This window comes from Altererythrobacter sp. GH1-8 (assembly GCF_043702085.1).
Taxonomy (GTDB): Bacteria; Pseudomonadota; Alphaproteobacteria; order Sphingomonadales; family Sphingomonadaceae; genus Erythrobacter.
This window is the reverse complement of the sequence record NZ_CP171690.1, coordinates 782073-800751: the sequence shown is the minus strand read 5'-3', so window position 1 is coordinate 800751 and position 18679 is coordinate 782073. Positions and strand designations below refer to the sequence as shown.

Genomic DNA, 18679 nt, shown 5'->3' with positions numbered 1-18679 from the left:
TGTCGAAGCCCTGCATTTCTTATAGCGACGATTCCGAACAAGAAGTCCGGCCCTTCGACAGGCTCAGGGCGAACGGATTATTGTATGTCCCCCATTGAAATCCTTTACGAAGACGGCGAAGCGCTCGTCATCAACAAGCCCGCCGGGCTTCCGGTCGATCGCCCCAAGCGCGGCGGCCCAGCATTGTGGGATCATATCGAGGAACTGAAGCTCGGCTTTCAGCGGCCTCCGGTGGCGGTCCACCGGCTCGATACCGATACGAGCGGGTGCTTACTGCTGGCGCGCAATCCCAAGGCGCTCAAGCGCTTCAACAAGGCGTTCGAGGACCGGCTCGTTGGCAAAACATATCTCGCTGTGATCGATTTCGAACCCGAGGAGCAATCCGGCACGATTGCACTCAATCTTGCGAAGATCAGTTCGGCCGAGAAAGGCTGGCGGATGATCGCAGCGAAGAAGGGCAAGCCCGCTGTTTCGCATTGGGAATTGCTTGAGACCATCAGCGAAGGAGACCGCAAGCGATCCTTGATCCGGTTCCGCCCTGAAACGGGGCGCACGCACCAGCTTCGGGTTCACGCCTTGCAAGGTCTCGGCACGCCGCTGCTGGGCGATCCGGTCTACGGTCCTGTGCGCGGACAGAACAAGGGCGCGCCGCGCACGATGTTGCATGCCGAAGCCATTCACATGGCTCGCCCGGGCAAGGGTTCGGTGAGTGCTTACGCGCCATTCCCTGAGGACTTTGCCCGGACTGGCCTCTCAGCACCTGAGCCGCCTGAACCACCTGCGCGAAAGCCCGCTGAAACTGATGGATGAAGGCCTGCTCGACCGCGCCTACGCTGTGGCCGAGGAAAGTTTCCTGGCCGGTTCCGGCCCGGGCGGACAGAACGCCAACAAGGTTGCCACCGAAGTCCAGCTGCGCGTCAATATCTACCGGTTGCGTTTGCCTCCACCGGTCTTCGCAAGATTGCGCGCGCTTGCCGGCAGCAAGCTCACCGCGAACGGAGACCTGCTGATTACCGCGCGCTCGCACCGCACACAGGACGCGAATCGCCAGGAGGCGCGAGAGAAACTCGCGGAGCTGCTGGAAGCCGCGCACCGCGTTCCCAAGAAGCGCGCCAAGAGCCGCGTCAACCGCGTCGGCAAGACAAAGCGTCTCAAGAGCAAGAAGGCGCGCGGCGAAGTCAAAGCGAAGCGCGGCAAGGTCAGCCGCTCCGATTGGTAGGCTGACGCACGCGCGCGAAGTGACTCTCGCAGCTTGACTTTTCCGTGTGAATCGACCAATTGCGCGCGCTGAAAGGCGGCGCTGCCAAATTTTTTGGGCGCGTCGCCGTTGTATTTTCGGCCCGCATGTGGCCTCACTCGATTTTAGGAAACCGTCATGGCGAAGCCAGCAACCGTCAAGATCAAGCTCGTCTCGACCGCAGACACGGGCTTCTACTACGTGACGAAGAAGAACCCGCGCAACATCACGGAAAAGATGACTTTCCGTAAGTATGATCCGGTTGTTCGCAAGCATGTCGAATTCAAGGAAGCCAAGATCAAGTGATCTTCTTGCCCCCCGTGTGAACGGTGGGACATCCATGAATTCAGTTGCGGTTCAACGCTTCGTCGCTAGACCGCGAAGCATGATCAAACTTCCAGACATCAGGCATGCCGCGCTCGCTGCTGCAGCGGGAGTGTTGGCGTTTGCGCTGCCGGCAGCAGCGACGCTGAGCACGCCGGCATACGCGCAAGCCAATTCCAGCACCGAGAAGGCTCAGCTCGACCGCGCCGTGACGGCCCTGCGCGCCATCTCGACCATGAAGGCAGACTTCACCCAGACGGACCGCATGGGCAATTCGGTCGCCGGCCAATTGACCTTGAAGCGCCCGGGCAAGATCCGCTTCCAGTACCAGGACGATGCGCAGATGCTGGTCGTCTCGAACGGGCGTTCGCTTTACCTCGTCGACTACGAAGTGGACCAGGTCCAGCGCTGGCCGATCCGTCGCTCTCCGCTGGGCGCCTTGCTGGATCCCGATCGCGACGTCTCCAAGTATGGCAAACTGGTTCCGACCAACAATCCTGATGTCGTCAGCATCGAAGTGCGTGATCCGAGCCGGCCGGAATTCGGCACGATCACCATGATTTTCGTACGCAGCGCGACAGCACCGGGAGGCCTTCAACTCACCAACTGGGTGGCGCTGGATGCACAAAACTATCGTACGACCGTACGCTTGAGGAATCACCGATATGGAGTCGCGGTGAGCGATGATGCCTTCACCTTCCGCGATCCGCGCCAATCGTCTCGTCGTCCGCGCTGAACGCTTGGACGGTAGCTGGTTGTAGGAATACGACAAAAGCGCGCCGTTGTTCATTTACGCGAAAGCGAAAAAGGCGTAATTTATCTCAACAAGTCAGAGGGAAAGCGGGTTTCCCCCCTGTTGCTCGCAGAACCACGAACTGGCTTGCCCAAGCGTGACGAACGCTCATGAAGAACCCTCGTCCCAATGCCCCCGGGACGGGGGTTTTTTAGTAGATTTTTTTGTTTTGCCTCAAACGTCGTCACTCGCATCCGTGCGCTTGGCTTCCGCGCCATAAGGCGCGACGGCCAGTCGGCCTTTGACTGCCGTGACCAAGAATTGGTCCGACAACCCATTCTGGTCACCTAGAGCGATAGACAACAGTGCAGGACGACCCTATCCCGCCCTCATGGTTTCTATCGCTACCTGGAATATCAACTCGGTCCGTTTGCGACTGCCGATCGTCGAGCGCTTTCTTGCCGAAGAGCAACCTGATGTCCTCTGCCTGCAGGAAATCAAGTGTCAGGAGCAGCAGTTCCCGGCTCAAGCGCTGGCAAAGCTGGGCTATGAGCATCAGGCGATCCATGGCCAGAAGGGCTATCACGGTGTTGCCACGATCAGCCGGATTCCGCTGAAGGAATTCAGCCGCCATGACTGGCAGGACAATGGCGAAGCGCGCCATGTCGGGGTGGAATTGCTCGGGCCGGGCCAGGGTATGATCCTGGAAAACGTCTACGTGCCTGCGGGCGGCGACGAGCCGGACCGCGAGGTTAATCCGAAATTCGGGCAGAAGCTCGATTTTCTCGAACGAATGACGCGCTGGGCCGATGCTGTTGACCGCCCGACCCTGATCGTAGGCGATTTCAACATCGCGCCGCTGGAAAGCGATGTCTGGAACCACAAGCAATTGCTCAAGGTTGTCAGCCACACGCCGATTGAAGTCGAAACCCTCGATCGCTTCAGGGATGCGCATGGCTGGGTCGATCTCGGGCGCGAGTTCGTGCCGGACCCAGAGCGCTATTACAGCTGGTGGAGTTACCGCGCGAAGGACTGGAAGGCGAATGACCGCGGGCGGCGGCTCGACCACATGTGGGCCAGCCCGGAGCTTGCCAGACAAGCGGCCGGCCACCACTTGCGCGAAGATGCACGAGATTGGGAAAAGCCCAGTGACCATATTCCGCTGATCACGGAGTTCGACCTCTGAACGAGGATACAGCCTCGGTTTCCCCACAGCGCCGCGCGGCGCAGGCGGTCGATGCCTTGCGGCATGGCTGGCCGCTGCGGTTTGTTCGTGAAGGCGCTTTGCCGATCACATTGCTGCCGGCGGAGACGGCGATTGCGGCCAAGGCGACGAGCGAGGCCATGCTGATATCTGCGGCTCGAGCCGCAACGCTCAAACTCTCCAATCAACGCGAGGCGGCCGCCCCACACGCGCCGGTCCTGATTCGTGCTGGCGAGGCGTTCACGCTCGAGACGGCGCGGGCGGCGGCCGACCCCTCCCTGGACCTGCGCTACCCCATGAAAGGACCATTCCGAGCGGAACTGCTGGAATGGTGCGATGTCGCCGAAGCAGCCCTCGAGCTTGCGCGGATAGCCGGAATTCTGCCAGCATTTCTGGTAGAACCCGCGAGTGCAGGCGAAGCGCACACTTTAACCGCAAGCGATGTCGCCGCCCGCAGCGACACCGGCCTTCTGACTATCGCCAGCCGGGCGAAGCTGCCCGTAACCGCCAGCGAAGAAGCCGAGATTATCGCTTTCCGCAGCACAGAAGACATGCGCGAACATATCGCGCTGGTGATCGGGCGCGGCCATGGCTTTGGAATCCCGCTTGTCCGCCTCCATTCCGAATGTCTGACAGGCGACGTGCTGGGCAGCCTCAAATGTGACTGCGGCCCGCAGCTGGACGCCTCGCTCCATGCAATGGCAGAGCAAGCGCAAGACGGCGGCTGGGGCGTGCTGCTTTACCTGCGCCAGGAGGGACGCGGGATTGGCCTCGTCAACAAGCTGCGCGCTTACCAGCTGCAGGACCAGGGATACGACACGGTTGAAGCGAACCAGCGGCTGGGCTTGCCCGATGAAGCGCGTGACTTCGCGACCGCCGCACGGATGCTGGAGCTGCTTGGCGTCGACGAAGTCCGACTGATGACCAACAATCCGGCCAAGGTTGACGCGCTTGCCAATGCGGGGATCAAGGTGGCAGAACGGGTGCCGCACCAGCTCCCGGACAACCCGCATAATGTCCGCTATCTCGCCACCAAGCGCGACAAGTCTGGGCACCTGCTGCAATAGTCTGACAAACTCACGCCACGATCCTGCGACGCCGTTCGGCGAACGGTTGCGCGGCTGCGGCGCGCGGTGGGGAAAATCACGTTGTGGCTTGGCGACTGACCTACGGGGAGGCTAAACCGCAGCCGGCCGCTCACTTGCGGAACTTGGATATCGGAGATCACAAGCAATGAAGAAATTCGCTCAATTCGCAATCGTATCAGGCGCAGCGCTCGTTCTTGCTGCGTGCGGCAGCTCGGATGATGCTTCATCGGAAGCGGAAGCAGAATCTGTAGAGATGCCCGCTGAAGAGGCGCTTGCAGGAGTCGACGAAGAGCCGGTCGCCGATGACGGCGCGATGTCTGAGGCGGAAACGCCCGCACCGGTAACGGTGGAGGAGGCCACGACGGCGGCGGACGATGCAGAAGACGTCATCGCTGCGGCAGAAGCAGCCGCAGCAGCTGCCGGTGAGTAATCCGGTGAGGCGTCCGGCACTCGCCAGTCGCACGCAGGTATTGAGGGCGGGCCTTGGCGGGCTCGCCCTTTTGCTTTGTGCATGTGGCAACGAGCCGGTGCCGCCCGGTCCCACAACGCCTGATGAAGCGCAGGCCCTTGCAGAAGCCGAGGAAATGATCGCAGCAGGCAGGCCTGGCCAGAAACCTGCGCCAGCAGAGCCGAAAGAAAACTAGTTTCAAGCCGCCACCCATTGCGCCGTAGCATCTTCCACGGCAGAGACGCTCATGACAATGTGAGCAGGGAGAGCGAGCAGCATGGCAACGCCAGCGCAGGCAATTACCGATACCGGCGGGATGGACGCAGAGGTTTTCGCGCAGTTCCTCAGCCAGCTGGATCGCTATGTCCATGAACGGCTGATCCCGGCTGAGCCGCAAGTGCTCGAACAGGGCTGCGTTCCGGACGACATCCTCAGCGAAATGCGCAAAATGGGCATGTTTGGCCTGACCACGCCGGAGGAGTTCGGCGGGGCTGGCATGAATATCCCGCAATATGTCGAATCGATCCGCACGCTCGCGCAAGCGCATCCGGCCTATCGCTCGATCATCTCGATCAATCTCGGCATGGTGTGCAGCGCCATCAAGAACAGCGGGACCGAGGCGCAAAGGGCGCATTGGCTGCCGCGCATCGCGAGCGGCGAGATCGCTTGCTTCGGCCTCACCGAGCCGGGTTCGGGCAGCGATTCCGCTGCGATGGCGACGACCGCAAAACGCTATGGCAATGGCTATGTCCTGAATGGCTCCAAGCGCTACATCACCAATGCAGGGCAAGCGAAACTCGCGCTGATCATGGCGCGCACCCATGATGCGGCGCTGCCCAAGAACGCGCACGTCAGCGCATTTCTGGTGCCGATGGATACGCCGGGTATCTCGGTCGGCAAGCCTGACAAGAAGATGGGGCAGGATGGCTCCAACATCTGTGATATCTACATGGATGACGTGCAGGTTGATGGCGACGCTCTGCTCGGCGGGGAAGAAGGCAAGGGCTTTGCGACCGCGATGCAGAGCCTCGACAACGGACGGCTTTCAGTCGCTGCGGCGAGCTGCGGCTATGCCAGCCGCATCCTCAAGACCGCGACCAGATATGCGACCGAACGCAAGGCCTTCGGCGAGCCTATCGCCAATTTTCAGCTGATCCAGGCGATGCTCGCGGACAGTCAGGCCGAGCTTTATGCCGCTGAATGCATGCTGCGAGATGCAGCGGCCAAGGCGAACGAAGGCAAGGCGATTGTCGAGTGCGCCAGCGCGAAAATGTTCGCCAGCGAGATGTGCGGCCGGGTCGCCGATCGCTGTGTCCAGATCCATGGCGGCGCGGGCTATCTCGCTGAATACGAGGCGGAGCGCTTTTACCGCGATGCCCGCATCTATCGCATCTACGAAGGCACGACGCAGATCATGCAACTCGTGATCGCGAAACAAATGCTGCGGAACTTCGAGAATGTATAACCTCCTGTCGGGCCTTTCGCTGATCGAAGTTTCCAGCTTCGTCGCATCGCCCACGGTGGGCCTCTATTGCGGGCAGATGGGCGCTGAGGTCATCCGCGTCGATCACGTGGCAGGCGGACTCGATTACGACCGCTTCATGCTGACCAGAGAAGGCCGCTCGCTGAGCTGGGAGAACCTCAACCGCGCGAAAAAGTCCGTCGCGCTCGATCTGCGATCAGGGGAGGGGCGGGAGCTATGCGTGGAACTCGCCCGCAAGACAGGGCAGCTGATCACCAATCTACCCGAACACAGCTTCCTCAAGCATTCAGTGCTTGAGCAAGGGCGTCCCGACATGGTGTCCTTGCGCATCATGGGCTGGCATGACGGACGGCAGGCGATGGATTTCACCGTCAACGCAGCCTCGGGCTATCCTCTGATGACCGGCCCCGAAGACTGGGACCCGGACACTGCACCGCCAATCAACCAGGTGATGCCCGCCTGGGACTTCATCACCGGCGCCTATTCCGCTTTCGCGCTGCTTGCCGCGCTGCGCCACCGCGACATGACCGGCGAAGGGAGCGAAGTGCGCGTGCCCTTGGGCGATGTCGCGATCGGCACGCTCGCCAATTCGGGCGGAATGGCCGAGATGCTTTACCGGGGGAGAGACCGCGAGCGTCTGGGCAATGCGATCTGGGGCGCATTCGGGCGGGACTTCCTTTCGAAGGACGGCAAGCGCTTCATGGTTGCCGCGCTTACCCCCAAGCAATGGGACGGGCTGATCGCAGCGTTCGATGTGGCAGAGCGCATCGCCTCGCTTGAGACCGAACTCGGAGTTGATTTCTCCTCGGGAGACGAGCCGCGCTTTGCCCACCGACACCGGTTGTTCGAGATGTTCCAATCCGTCGCAGCGAGCCATGACTATGCCGAACTGACCAAGCGCATGGCCGCTCAGGGCTGCACCTTCGAGCGCTACCGCACTGCACATGAAGCCGCGAACGATCCGGAGCTGGTCACGAACAACCCGCTGTTCGGACCCTCTCCTGCCAACCCGTCGGGCTTTGAATATCCCGCAACGCGCAGCTTCGCAAACATGCCGGGCCGCGAAGCAGGCGATCCGCAACCTGCGCCCTATCTCGGCCAGCATAGTGAAGAAGTACTCGCTGAAAGGCTGGGCCTGTCCTCAGGGGAGATCGGGCGGCTGGTTGATGCTGGGGTCGTCGGCTTGAGTGACGGGGGTTCTAAGTAAGGGGGCGCATGATGGCGCAAGATACGGACACATGGTCGGCGTGGATCGGGCGCGAGACCGTGTCGAGAGACAGGCTGGACGAGGCGCTTGCCGCACGCTGGCTCGCGACCTTCGACCTTTTGGCTCCGGATGACGGGATCATGTCACAGGGGGTCCACTTCGTACTTGGCACTCCAGAGGCCCCGTCTGCGGCGCTTGGCGATGATGGCCACCCTTTGCGCGATGACACCCCGCAAAGCTTCTTTCCGCCGATCCCGCTGCCACGCCGGATGTGGGCGGCGAGCGAGATCGAATTCCTCGAGCCGCTGCGTATCGGCGCTCAAATCGAGCGCGTCAGCCGCATCGTCTCGATTGCGGAGAAAGAGGGTTCATCCGGCCCGCTCGGGTTTGTGACTGTCGAACATTTCACGCGTGCCGATGGCGTAGAAGCGATCCACGAGATGCAGACGCTGGTCTATCGCGATGCCGTCGCTCCGGACGCGCCGCTGTCGCCGCCCGAGCCGTCTGACGGAACTTTCGATCCGTCAGCGTGGGACGTGCACCGAACGATCACGCCCGATCCGCGACTGCTGTTCCGCTATTCCGCGCTGACCTTCAACACACACCGCATTCACTACGATCTGCCCTATGCGCGCAACGTTGAGCGCTATCGCGGGCTGGTCGTGCATGGCCCGCTGATGGCGAGCCTGCTGATGCAGATGGCTGAGCGCGAATATGGCGACAATTGCTTGAAGACGTTCAACTTCCGCGCCGTTTCGCCTGCGATCGCGGATGAGCCACTGCATCTGGCCATGCGCAGGAATGACGCAGGGCTGGAGCTTGGCACTTTTGACAGCGATGGGCGGCAGTGCGTGAAGGCCTCGGCCACGCTTTAGTATTACAGCCATCGCCACCCGCGCCCTCCGACGTTTAGCGCTCTCTCTCGCAGCCAGTCCGCTGCGCGGACGCCTCCGAGGGGGCGGCCTAACGGCCGGCGGGCGGTCGCCCTTTGGCTGCCGCCACTTTATTGTTAAACCCTAGTCCATCGGATAATCCTCAATCGGCTTCAGTACCCCATAGGTCTCCTCAAGCGGCTCATGCCCAAGCTCGGGGAAGTCCAGCGGCGGAGGTTCGATCCGCGTGTCCGGCAACCGATCCAGCAAATCGCGCACCAGCGTCAGCCGCCCGCGTTTCTGATCGTTGAAATCGACCAGCGTCCACGGCGCATGGTCCGTGTGCGTGGCGGCCAGCATCGCTTCGCGCGCATCGGTATAGGCCTGATACTTGCCCCGCGCAGCCAGATCGATCGGCGAGAGCTTCCAGCGCTTGAGTGGATCCTCAAGCCGCTCGCGCAAGCGTTCTTCCTGATTGTCCTGATCGGTCGTCAGCCAGTACTTGAACAGCAAGATCCCGTCATCGACGAGCTGCTGTTCAAACACCGGGGCCTGCTTGAGGAAAGCTTCCACCTGCGCGTCATCGGCAAAGCCCATCACTTTTTCGACGCCAGCGCGATTGTACCAGCTGCGGTCGAACAGCACGATCTGGCCTGCGCTGGGCAAATGCTTGATATAGCGCTGAAAGTACCACTGCGTCTGTTCGTCCTCGGACGGTTTGGAAAGCGCGACGATATGGCACTGGCGCGGATTGAGCCGCTGGCTGACCGCACGGATCGCGCCGCCCTTGCCCGCCGTGTCGCGTCCTTCGAACAGCACCACGATCCGCTGCCCGGTCGCGCGAACCCAGCGCGCCATCGCTACAAGCTCCTCTTCGAGCGGCTCCAGCAGTTCCTCATATTCCTTGCGCTTGAGCTTCTCGTCCCGCTTTCCCATCCGCATATCCTCTCTAGTCACAGCCCACGCATCCTGATATGGTTGCAATTGAAACTATGGCCACGATCACGACCGATACTCAGGATTACACTGTCCTGCCCGATTTGCCGGCGGATGTCTTTACCGCGCCGCTGAAAAAGCCTGCGCATGTCGGTGATGACTGGCTTGAGCCGGCACAAACGCAATATTCCCCGGAAGAGCACGCTATCTGGGACGATCTGTTCGCGCGCCAGATGGAGGTGCTGCCAGGTCGCGCAGCCAGTGCCTTTGTGGCTGGCCTCGACAAGCTAGATCTAGGGCGCGGCGGCGTACCGGACTTCAAAGCCATGTCGGAAGAGCTGACCGCGCTCACCGGGTGGAGCGTGGTGCCGGTTCCGATGCTGATCCCCGATCACGTGTTCTTCTGGCATCTGGCCAATCGCCGCTTCCCGGCGGGCAATTTCATCCGCACGCGCGAAACCTTCGACTACATTCAGGAGCCTGACGTGTTCCACGATGTGTTCGGGCATGTGCCGATGCTGACCGACCCGGTGTTCGCCGACTATATGCAGGAATATGGCTGCGCCGGGTGGAAGGCGATGCGCTACAACCGCTTGAAAGCGCTGGGCTCGCTTTACTGGTACACGGTCGAGTTCGGCCTGATCGAAGAAGCGCCCGACGATATCCGTGCCTATGGCGCAGGCATCCTGTCAGGGCCCACCGAGGTCGTATTCGCCACCGAAGCGAAAAGTCCCAATCGCATCATGCTCAATGTCGACCGCGTCATGCGCACCGATTACGTCATCAGCGATCTCCAGCCGACCTATTTCGTGATCGAAAGTTTCGAGGATTTGTACCGGCAGACGGTAGAGCGCGATTTTGACCGACTGTATCGCAATCTCTCGCCTGCGTTTACCTACGCCAACTCAGCAGTGATCGATGTCGACAACGTGCTGCACCGCGGAACGCAGGAATATCTGCTGCGCGGCGGTAGAGGCAGCGGCGCAAAGCCTGTCTGACGATTTACTCTGACTGGGTGCGCTGCTGCAGGAAAACAAATCCGGCGAGCAGAGCGCTCGCGCCTGCCAATGCGGCAACACAGGCAACCGCATTCAAGCCCCCCATGAACGCTCCGCCATTGGCGAACAAGCCCACTACAAGCGCACCCGTCACGCCGATCGCGATATGCTTGAGAATGCCCGCGCGATCTTCGATGCGCACAATGATTGTGGCAATCCAGCCGATCAGGCTTCCCATCAATATCAGCACCAGAAGTGCCATGGCTGCGTGGTCCTTGTTTGCTTCATGACCATAACACGCCGCGGCAACATTTGGTTCCGGCAGCCCAGTAGGTGCGTTTACCCTAAAAGAAGAGCAGCAAGCCTGCTCCCAGCAAAACGCGGTAGACGACGAACACCATCATCGAGGCTTTCCTGAGGAAGTTCATGAGGAACGCCATTGTCAGAAATGCGGAGACAAAAGTTAGCGCCCCCGCGATCAAAGCATCCGTTTGCATCCCTGCTGTCGCGTCGGCGAGATCGAAGGCGATCAGCACGCCCGCGCCTGCAACCGCCGGCATCGAAAGCAGGAAGGAGAACCGAGCCGCTTCAACCCGCTGGTAGCCCAGCACACGCGCCATCGTCATGGTCACTCCGGACCGGCTGGTTCCGGGTATCAGCGCGAGGGCCTGAGCGAGACCGACCAGCAAGGCATCGCGAAAAGTGAGCTCTTCATAGGTCTTCTCCTGACGTCCAATCTGGTCGGCGAGGCCGAGCAGAATGCCGAAGACAATCAGGTTGATGCCAACGAGCGTGGTTGAACGAAAGCTGTCGAGCACATCAAACGCGTAGAATGCGCCTCCCAGCAGAATCGCCGGTATCGTGCCGATGACGATCCACCAGAACAGGCTCTTCTGATGCGGGTCATCAGCCAGCCCGACATTGGAGAGGCCACCGCGCACCAGCCCCCAGGCATCGCGCCAGAAATAGATGATGATCGCGAGCAGCGAGCCCACATGCACTGCGACATCGATCAACGGTCCCTGATCCCGGAACTCGGTCAGGTAGGGGATCAGGATCAGATGACCGGATGATGAGATTGGCAGGAATTCGGAGATTCCCTGCACGATCGCAATCAGGAGAAGTTGTAGCAGGTCCATGAGGCTTGCCCTTTGAGGTATGGGTGCCTCAAGTCAATTCTTATCTCGTATTAGGACTGGGCCGCCCACGATCACTACCAGATCCGGATGCGTTCTTCAGGCGGGAGATAGAGCGCATGCCCTTCCGTCACGCCGAATGCATCATACCAGGCATCAAGATGCCGCACCGCATTGTTCAGGCGGAATTCTCCAGGTGGGTGAACCGCGGTCATCAACCGGTCGCGCAAGCTTTCCTCGCGCTCCATTCCGCGCCAGATCTGCGCAAACCCGAGCAGGAAGCGCTGATCGCCGGTCAAGCCGTCAATAACCGGTGCCTCCTCGCCATTCAGCGAAAGGCGATAGGCGCGATAGGCCATCTGCAGGCCAACAACATCGCCCAGCGTTTCGCCCATCGACTGCTTGCCGCGCAGACACACCGGGCCTTCGGGACTGTCGACCGGGCAATAGGCCTCGATGAGCTCCGCCATGCGCGCCGCGAACGCTTCAAATTCCTCACGGTCTTCTTTCTGCCACCAATTGCGCAAGGCGCCTTGCGCATCATATTGCGAACCGCGATCGTCATAACCGTGGCCGATTTCGTGGCCGATTACCGCGCCGATACCGCCATAATTGACCGCCGGATCAGCGCTTGCGTTGAAGAAGGGCGGCTGCAGGATTGCGGCTGGAAACACGATCCGGTTGGTCAACGGCGAGTAATAGGCGTTGACCGTCTGCGGTAGCATCCCCCACTCGCTTGGATCGACCGGCTGACCGAGCCTGGCATGGGCATCATGCATGTTCCAGCGGATCGTGTTGATGCGGTTGGCAAGCGGATCGTCAGAGGTAATTGCCAAACCGTCATAGGTCTCGAACTCCTCGGGGTAACCGATCATGGCAACAAATCCGTCGAGCTTGGCCTTGGCTTCTGCAAGCGTTGCCTCGGTCATCCATTCATTCTCGTCGAGCGCCCCTGCCATCGCGCGCTTGAGATTGGAGACCAGCGCGTTCATTCGCGCCTTGCTTTCCGGCGGGAAATAGCGCTCGACATAGAGCGCACCCAATTGCTCGCCGAGTTGGTCTTCAACCGCGCTGATCGCACGTTTCCAGCGCGCGCGCTGCTCCTCACGGCCCGCAATTGCGCGGCCTGAGAAGTCAAAACTGGCGGCATCGAGCTCACTTGAAAGGATGTCAGCATTGCTGGAGAGAAAGCGCGCGGCCATATAGGCCTTGAGTGTCGCGAGCGGCGTCTCTGTCAGCAAGTGCATCATCGCTGGCAGGCCGCCGCCAATCATGCCGAGCTGTTCCTGCGTCAGACCAAGCTCTGCAATCTCTTCAGCAGTGGGCGGAATTTGCGGAGCAAGAAAGCGCTCCTGCGTATCGAACCGGCCTGCTGCCAGCACTTTCTCGATCGGGAAGCCACCCGCAAGCTCGACCAGCTGTTCCGGCGAAAGCTCGTTATATGTGAGTTTCGGAATGCGCAGGATCTGGCGCGCCCATTCAAGCTCCGCCACCTTGTGTTCAAACGCATAGACCGCCTCCGCCGCAGCGCGCGGTGCTTCATAGCCAGCGGCTGTCAGCAGGGTGGTCAGGTAGTCGAGATAGGCCGCACGGACCCGCAAATTACTCTCGGATTCGACCAAATAATAGTCGCGATCAGGCAGACCCATGCCGCTAAAGCCGATCGAGACAGCATGCTGGGTTGGGTTAAGGGCATCGACAGTGACGCCCGCACTCACCAGCGCAGGGTACCCGGGTGTTTCGAACAGTTCGGCAAGGCGCGCGAGATCCGGGGCGGCAAATATCTCCGCGAGATAGGGCTGCGCGGGCGCTAGACCTGACGCATCGATCGCGCCGGTATCGAGATAGGCGTTATAGGAATCGACGATGCGCCGCGCAGCGGTGCCGGGCGCGGGATCGGACGCGACAAGGTCCGCGACCAATGTCTCGACATCGACAATGGATTTCTCCTGCAGCAGGTCGAATGCGCCGAAGCGCTGGCGGTCGGCCGGAATTGCGTTCTGTGCGATCCACAGACCGTTGACATAGGAATTGAAATTGTCGCCCGGTTCAATCGAGCTATCAAGCATGTCGAGGGCAACCCCCCAGGAGCCGAAGTCCATTGTCGGAAATGCGCGGGCTCCAGCGTCCGGCGTGTCGGCTACACTGCGCTCGGCTTGGGCATGCACGGGTTCGCCGTGGTCGTGGCCAGAGATAGACCCGGAGACAGGGCCAGGGCCAGCGAGCGCCGGGCTGGCAGCTACGAGCGCAAGCGCGCTGGCGCCAGCCGCGAGGAAAGTTCTTGTCACGATCATTGTCCCATCAATCAGTGTGCACACCGCAAACACGCCATTCAAAGCCGATCGCTTAGCGATAAGAGGCGGCAAAGCGCTGTTATTCGTCGGAAACTGATGCAGTTGGTCGATCAACCACAGCTGAACGGCACGGAACTTCCGCCTCAGGCGGCTTCGCTTGAGGCGAATTGCAGAGCGGCAAGGCGCGCATAAAGCCCGCCGGCCTCTGCCAGCTCGCCATGGGTGCCTTGCTCGACGATTTCGCCATCCTCGAGCACCACGATCCGGTTGGCCTTGCGCACCGTGGCGAGGCGGTGTGCGATCACCAGGGTGGTGCGCTCGGCCATCAGCCGGTCAAGCGCTTGCTGGACGAGCTGCTCGCTTTCTGCATCGAGCGCGCTGGTCGCTTCATCGAGCAGCAGGATCGGCGTGTCGCGCAGCAGCGCGCGCGCAATCGCGATGCGTTGTTGCTGCCCACCTGAAAGGCGTGTGCCGCTTTCGCCGAGATATGTGTCGAGCCCGTCAGGCAGGCCGCGCAGGAAGGTTTCTGCATTGGCAGCGCGCGCCGCTTCCCAGATTTCCTCGTCGCTGGCATCCCATTTGCCATAGCGCAGATTGTCCCGCGCATTGGCGCTGAACAGGATGCCGTCCTGCGGCACGAAGGCCATGCGCGCGCGGATCTCTGCCGGATCAGCCTTGGCAAGTGGCACCCCATCAAGCCTGATGGTGCCTGCCTGCGGATCGTAGAACCGCTCCGCCAGCTGGAAGATGGTCGACTTGCCCGCGCCCGAGGGGCCGACAATCGCAACGGTCTCGCCCGGTTCGATCTCCAGCGAGAAATTCTTCAGTGCCGGGACCTCGGGCCGGGTCGGATAGCGAAAAGTCACATTGCGGAATGACAGCGAGCCACGCGGCGGCACCGGCAGCTTTTCAGGCCGCGCAGGCGGCGCAATCGTCGGCTTGGCGTTGAGCAGCTCGTCCAGTCGGCTTGCCGCGCCTGCTCCGCGCAACAGGTCGCCATAGACTTCGGTCAGCGCCCCGAATGCGCCGGCGACAATCACGGACGCGAAAATGAAAGAGGCGATCGTACCGCCAGTCAACTCCCCGGATACGACCAGCATCGCGCCGCGCCACATCAGGATCGTGATGGCCCCGAAGATGAGCGTGATCAGTGCCGCCGTCATCAACGCACGGATCAGGATGCGGCGCTTGGCCACGCGGAAAGTCTCTTCCGCAGCATCGGCAAAACGCAAGCCTTCGCGGTCTTCCTGACCAAATGCCTGAACAATCTTCATCGCACCAAGGACTTCTGTCACCATCGCGCCGACATCGGCCACGCGGTCCTGACTGGTGCGAGAGATGGACCGCAAGCGCCGCCCGAAAATGGCAATCGGCATGATGACGAGGGGGATGGCAATCAGCAGGTAACCCGCAAGCTGAGGCGCGAGCCAGAACAGAAAGGCAGTGCCCAGGATTCCAGCGATAATATTGCGAAGCGCAACCGAGACCGTAGTCCCGACAACCTGCTCGATGATTGCGGTATCGCTGGTCATCCGGCTGGAGATTTCCTTGGGGCTGTTCTCCTCGTAGAAGGCCGGGGCAAGCCGGAGCAGGTTGCGCTGCACTTTCTGGCGGATATCGGCGACCACCCGCTCCCCGATCCAGCTGACAAAGTAGAACCTCAGCGCGGTGCCAACGCCAAGCACGCAAACCAGCAACAGAAGATACCGGAACCAGCGTCCGATTTCGCCTTCTGCCCCAAACCCGCGGTCGACTATCAGCTTGAGCGCATATGGCATGGCAAGCGATGTCACGCCCGCGGTAATCAGCAAAGCGGCCAGCGCGAGCATGATCTGCGTCGGATATTGCGCCGCCGTCGCAAAGATCATCTTGAGCGGTCCGAGCGATTTGGCCTTGGGGGCTTTCTCATCCGATTGTTCGGAGGAGTCCGGCTCCTCGTCCCCTTTCAGCAGATGCACTGCATCTGCCGCCGCCTTGGCGGCCTCTTCGCCTGTCAGCGACGGAGACTTCTCCGCATTATCCTGACCCACAACCCCGACCATTTTTCCCGATTTTCCATCCATTGCTTATCAGACGTAGCGACTACGCCTGCGAATTACACCTGCAAAATCGGCGAAAATCCCCGTTCCTGGCTGTGCAGTTTCGATACGGAAACCGCAATTGTGCATTGCAACATGGCGAATAAAGGCCCACTTAAGGTCGGAATCGCCCGCAAAGAGGCGCGAAATACACAAGAAAGCAGGGGACTTCGCATTGCTTTATCACGCCTATGAACTCCAGCGCAGCTGGCTCAATTCCGCCAGCGCCTGGGCCTCAATCAGCGCAGAAATGCTGAGCAACCCGGCCAACCCCTGGGGCTACACCGGCCTTGGCCCGATGGCCGCGAGCGCGCTCGACGTGTTTGCCCATGCGACTGCGAACTACGGCAAGCCCGCTTTCGGCATCACCGAAGTCGCTGTTGATGGTGAAATCCGCCCCGTGATCGAATCGACGGTGCTCAACCGTCCGTTTGGCGACCTGAAGCGCTTCAAGGTCGAAGGTGTGGACGTCATTGACGGTCAGCGCACGCACGCAAGGCCGAAATTGCTGATCGTTGCGCCCATGAGCGGCCACTATGCGACCCTTCTGCGCGGTACGGTGCAGCGAATGCTCGAATCCGCCGAGGTCTACATCACCGACTGGGCCGATGCGAAGACCGTGCCCCTGCATGAAGGCCATTTCGATCTCGATGATTACATCGATTATCTGATCGATTTCCTGCAGTACATGGAAGCGCAAGATCCGGGCAGCCGCCCGCACATGATGGCGGTGTGCCAGCCTTCGGTCCCGGCTTTCGCGGCGACCGCGCTGATGAACCTGCACAAGGATCCGGCAACGCCGCTGACGCTCACCATGATGGGCGGCCCGATCGACACGCGCTGCTCACCCACAACGGTCAACAACCTCGCGATGGAGCGCCCGATCGAATGGTTCCGCCACTCTGTCATCGCGACTGTACCGATGCAGCATCGCGGCGCGGGGCGGCGGGTCTATCCCGGCTTCCTGCAGCTTGCCGGTTTCATGAGCATGAACCTCGGCAGTCACATGATGAGCCATTACGAGATGTTCAAGCATCTCACGGCAGGCGATGATGACAGCGCGCAGGCGACCAAGGATTTCTACGACGAGTATCGCGCCGTGTGCGACATGACCGCGGAATTTTACCTCCAGACGGTCGAGGAAGTGTTCCAGAAGCACTCGATCCCGAACGGCGAATTCCGCCACAAGGGCGAACTGGTTGACATCACCAAGATCACTGACACGGCTCTGCTCGCGATCGAAGGCGAGCGCGACGACATCTCAGGCCTCGGCCAGACCAAGGCTGCGCTCGATCTGTGCCCAAGGCTGAAAGCCTCGCAGAAACGCTATTACATGGCCGAAGGCGCAGGCCATTACGGCATCTTCAACGGCAGCAAATGGCGCGATCGCGTCGCCCCGGTGGTCGAGGAATGGATGGCTGCGCATAGCTGAGCGGTCTCTGGGTGCGGATGTCCGCTAACGACCCAATTGCCGACGTTGCACATAAGGGTATGTTGGAAGGATGTGGCGGTCGCATTTCGTTGTGCTGGATGAAGAGCCAAGCGTGCAAGGCCTCGCGCGGGTCAAAGACGGCTATCAGCTCTGGCGCGAAAGCCGCACCAAGCTCTATTTCCTCACCGCGCACAGCGAACCTCTAGGGAGCAGGCCCGATTTCAGCGATTTCCTAGACCGGACGATCACCGGCAAAGCTGACATCAGCCCGATTGAGAGCCTGCTGGCAGGCGAATTGCCCGAACTCGACCTGCGGAAATATGAAGTCAGCGCCGAGCTGATGCACGGCGCGGCCTCACTCTCGCAGCAGCTTGGGATGCGGGTGCTTGTCGCTGAAGACACCGATGACGAATACGGCATGGCGGTGCTCGCGGAGAATGGCAAGGTGCACTATCTGCGGCTGCGCACCACGCTAAAGGATGCGCCCGACGACGAGTGTGGGGTTGAAGTTGTCTATCGCCCGGAAACCGGCTTTGAGATCGACCGCGATCCGGCAGGTGATATCTATGGCCTTGCACAAACCGCGATTGACGATGCGTTTGGAGTGGCTGGGATCAACCTTGTCAATTTCAGCGATTACAAACCAACGCGCGAACAAGCCAAGCAGCGTGCGACCGGCCAGGGCGTTTCGATATCAGTCTATCTCGACAGTTACGGCGTGTTCAAACGGATCAGCCACGGCCCCGCGCAGCGCACGACGCGCGAAAAGCTGCTGTTGCCGTTCCGGATATTGATGACACTGCTCATCCTCCCGTTCTTCTTTGTCGGGCTGATGGCCTACGCAATCTTCTTTTCAGGCAGGAGGGGCCACGACGGCGATATCAACGAAAACTATATCGTGCTGATCGGCGTCGCTGTGCTGGCACTGCCGATCTGGGGTTTGGTCCGGCTGGTCGTCGCCATGTTGGGGAATTGAGCGCAATATTTGCTCGGCCAATTTTTGATTTTTATCACCATCGTGGGTGTGGGTGGGTCGTCCGCTTTCCACCCCAATTCCGGACAATTCCTACGTTTGCGTTCAGCCCTAAACCGTGTGCGCTCTTTGACCTCGTCGATCCCCCCTGCATTCGCCTGAATCGCGGCGAAGCTGCGTTAAATTTGCGGGAAATTATATTCCGCTCAACCCCCGGAAATTTCACGCCCAGGACT

The 18679-nt window shown here is 60.7% G+C and carries 19 protein-coding genes; 14 read left to right on the top strand and 5 right to left on the bottom strand.

Going from position 1 to position 18679, the window contains the following annotated elements:
* Positions 1-84 precede the first annotated feature (84 nt).
* From ACG9DO_RS03955 to ACG9DO_RS03905, 11 genes are all read left to right on the top strand, one after another.
* Positions 85-810: an RluA family pseudouridine synthase gene (locus ACG9DO_RS03955; protein ID WP_394730427.1), complete on the top strand. Its 726-nt coding sequence runs from the start codon at positions 85-87 to the stop codon at positions 808-810.
* Complete coding sequence (gene arfB, locus ACG9DO_RS03950; RefSeq protein WP_394730426.1) at positions 803-1219, top strand: alternative ribosome rescue aminoacyl-tRNA hydrolase ArfB; 417 nt, start codon at positions 803-805, stop codon at positions 1217-1219. Before ACG9DO_RS03955 ends, arfB begins: the two co-directional genes overlap by 8 nt.
* Positions 1220-1375: 156 nt before the next feature.
* Positions 1376-1543 (top strand): 50S ribosomal protein L33, encoded by a 168-nt coding sequence (rpmG, locus tag ACG9DO_RS03945; protein WP_010233410.1) that lies wholly within the window; start codon positions 1376-1378, stop codon positions 1541-1543.
* A 79-nt stretch (positions 1544-1622) separates the two neighbouring features.
* Entirely contained in the window at positions 1623-2297 is a 675-nt protein-coding gene (locus ACG9DO_RS03940) for an outer membrane lipoprotein carrier protein LolA (protein WP_394730425.1), read from the top strand.
* Positions 2298-2685: 388 nt separating this feature from the next.
* Positions 2686-3480 carry an exodeoxyribonuclease III gene (xth, locus tag ACG9DO_RS03935; protein ID WP_394730424.1) on the top strand — a complete coding sequence of 265 codons (795 nt, stop codon included), beginning with the start codon at positions 2686-2688 and terminating at the stop codon, positions 3478-3480.
* A gap of 56 nt (positions 3481-3536) precedes the next feature.
* Positions 3537-4565 (top strand): GTP cyclohydrolase II, encoded by a 1029-nt coding sequence (gene ribA, locus ACG9DO_RS03930; protein ID WP_394730423.1) that lies wholly within the window; start codon positions 3537-3539, stop codon positions 4563-4565.
* 166 nt (positions 4566-4731) lie between these two features.
* A complete protein-coding gene (locus ACG9DO_RS03925; protein ID WP_394730422.1) occupies positions 4732-5016 on the top strand; it encodes a hypothetical protein in 285 nt (94 codons plus the stop codon).
* Positions 5009-5230, top strand: a complete 222-nt coding sequence (locus ACG9DO_RS03920) for a hypothetical protein (RefSeq protein WP_394730421.1) — start codon at positions 5009-5011, stop codon at positions 5228-5230. The genes ACG9DO_RS03925 and ACG9DO_RS03920 overlap by 8 nt, the downstream gene beginning before the upstream one ends.
* 81 nt (positions 5231-5311) lie before the next feature.
* A complete protein-coding gene (locus ACG9DO_RS03915) occupies positions 5312-6499 on the top strand; it encodes an acyl-CoA dehydrogenase family protein (RefSeq protein WP_394730420.1) in 1188 nt (395 codons plus the stop codon).
* On the top strand, positions 6492-7724 hold the full coding sequence (locus ACG9DO_RS03910) for a CoA transferase (protein WP_394730419.1): 1233 nt from the start codon (positions 6492-6494) through the stop codon (positions 7722-7724). Before ACG9DO_RS03915 ends, ACG9DO_RS03910 begins: the two co-directional genes overlap by 8 nt.
* An 8-nt stretch (positions 7725-7732) precedes the next feature.
* On the top strand, positions 7733-8599 hold the full coding sequence (locus ACG9DO_RS03905) for a MaoC family dehydratase N-terminal domain-containing protein (protein ID WP_394730418.1): 867 nt from the start codon (positions 7733-7735) through the stop codon (positions 8597-8599).
* Between the two features lie 141 nt (positions 8600-8740).
* Here the strand turns inward: ACG9DO_RS03905 and ppk2 are convergent, their stop codons facing one another.
* The gene (gene ppk2 / locus ACG9DO_RS03900) at positions 8741-9532 is read right to left on the bottom strand and encodes a polyphosphate kinase 2 (RefSeq protein WP_394730417.1); all 792 of its coding nucleotides are present in this window, start codon (positions 9530-9532) and stop codon (positions 8741-8743) included.
* Positions 9533-9588: 56 nt separating this feature from the next.
* Here ppk2 and phhA point away from each other — a divergent pair, with 56 nt between their 5' ends.
* Positions 9589-10530, top strand: a complete 942-nt coding sequence (gene phhA / locus ACG9DO_RS03895; RefSeq protein ID WP_394730416.1) for a phenylalanine 4-monooxygenase — start codon at positions 9589-9591, stop codon at positions 10528-10530.
* 4 nt (positions 10531-10534) lie between these two features.
* Here phhA and ACG9DO_RS03890 read toward each other — a convergent pair whose 3' ends face one another.
* The 4 genes from ACG9DO_RS03890 to ACG9DO_RS03875 form a co-directional block, all read right to left on the bottom strand.
* Positions 10535-10792, bottom strand: a complete 258-nt coding sequence (locus ACG9DO_RS03890; protein WP_394730415.1) for a hypothetical protein — start codon at positions 10790-10792, stop codon at positions 10535-10537.
* An 82-nt stretch (positions 10793-10874) separates the two neighbouring features.
* Positions 10875-11669, bottom strand: coding sequence for an undecaprenyl-diphosphate phosphatase (locus tag ACG9DO_RS03885; RefSeq protein WP_394730414.1), 795 nt, complete (start codon positions 11667-11669; stop codon positions 10875-10877).
* Between the two features lie 74 nt (positions 11670-11743).
* Positions 11744-13960: a M13 family metallopeptidase gene (locus ACG9DO_RS03880; protein ID WP_394730413.1), complete on the bottom strand. Its 2217-nt coding sequence runs from the start codon at positions 13958-13960 to the stop codon at positions 11744-11746.
* A gap of 143 nt (positions 13961-14103) precedes the next feature.
* Positions 14104-16002, bottom strand: coding sequence for an ABC transporter transmembrane domain-containing protein (locus tag ACG9DO_RS03875; protein ID WP_394730412.1), 1899 nt, complete (start codon positions 16000-16002; stop codon positions 14104-14106).
* A gap of 211 nt (positions 16003-16213) precedes the next feature.
* Between ACG9DO_RS03875 and ACG9DO_RS03870 the strand changes: the two genes are divergently transcribed.
* Together ACG9DO_RS03870 and ACG9DO_RS03865 are read left to right on the top strand one after the other, a co-directional pair.
* Entirely contained in the window at positions 16214-17470 is a 1257-nt protein-coding gene (locus tag ACG9DO_RS03870) for a polyhydroxyalkanoate depolymerase (RefSeq protein WP_394730411.1), read from the top strand.
* A gap of 70 nt (positions 17471-17540) precedes the next feature.
* A complete protein-coding gene (locus ACG9DO_RS03865; RefSeq protein WP_394730410.1) occupies positions 17541-18446 on the top strand; it encodes a hypothetical protein in 906 nt (301 codons plus the stop codon).
* Positions 18447-18679: the final 233 nt, after the last annotated feature.

Excerpts from the sequence above, each read along its gene's own strand:
- ACG9DO_RS03955 (WP_394730427.1), top strand. The coding sequence starts at position 85 with ATGTCCCCCATTGAAATCCTTTACGAAGACGGCGAAGCGCTCGTCATC.
- arfB (WP_394730426.1), top strand. The coding sequence starts at position 803 with ATGGATGAAGGCCTGCTCGACCGCGCCTACGCTGTGGCCGAGGAAAGT.
- rpmG (WP_010233410.1), top strand. The coding sequence starts at position 1,376 with ATGGCGAAGCCAGCAACCGTCAAGATCAAGCTCGTCTCGACCGCAGAC.
- ACG9DO_RS03940 (WP_394730425.1), top strand. The coding sequence starts at position 1,623 with ATGATCAAACTTCCAGACATCAGGCATGCCGCGCTCGCTGCTGCAGCG.
- xth (WP_394730424.1), top strand. The coding sequence starts at position 2,686 with ATGGTTTCTATCGCTACCTGGAATATCAACTCGGTCCGTTTGCGACTG.
- ACG9DO_RS03925 (WP_394730422.1), top strand. The coding sequence starts at position 4,732 with ATGAAGAAATTCGCTCAATTCGCAATCGTATCAGGCGCAGCGCTCGTT.
- ACG9DO_RS03915 (WP_394730420.1), top strand. The coding sequence starts at position 5,312 with ATGGCAACGCCAGCGCAGGCAATTACCGATACCGGCGGGATGGACGCA.
- ACG9DO_RS03910 (WP_394730419.1), top strand. The coding sequence starts at position 6,492 with ATGTATAACCTCCTGTCGGGCCTTTCGCTGATCGAAGTTTCCAGCTTC.
- ACG9DO_RS03905 (WP_394730418.1), top strand. The coding sequence starts at position 7,733 with ATGATGGCGCAAGATACGGACACATGGTCGGCGTGGATCGGGCGCGAG.
- ppk2 (WP_394730417.1), bottom strand. The coding sequence starts at position 9,532 with ATGGGAAAGCGGGACGAGAAGCTCAAGCGCAAGGAATATGAGGAACTG.
- phhA (WP_394730416.1), top strand. The coding sequence starts at position 9,589 with ATGGCCACGATCACGACCGATACTCAGGATTACACTGTCCTGCCCGAT.
- ACG9DO_RS03890 (WP_394730415.1), bottom strand. The coding sequence starts at position 10,792 with ATGGCACTTCTGGTGCTGATATTGATGGGAAGCCTGATCGGCTGGATT.
- ACG9DO_RS03885 (WP_394730414.1), bottom strand. The coding sequence starts at position 11,669 with ATGGACCTGCTACAACTTCTCCTGATTGCGATCGTGCAGGGAATCTCC.
- ACG9DO_RS03880 (WP_394730413.1), bottom strand. The coding sequence starts at position 13,960 with ATGATCGTGACAAGAACTTTCCTCGCGGCTGGCGCCAGCGCGCTTGCG.
- ACG9DO_RS03875 (WP_394730412.1), bottom strand. The coding sequence starts at position 16,002 with ATGGTCGGGGTTGTGGGTCAGGATAATGCGGAGAAGTCTCCGTCGCTG.
- ACG9DO_RS03865 (WP_394730410.1), top strand. The coding sequence starts at position 17,541 with ATGTGGCGGTCGCATTTCGTTGTGCTGGATGAAGAGCCAAGCGTGCAA.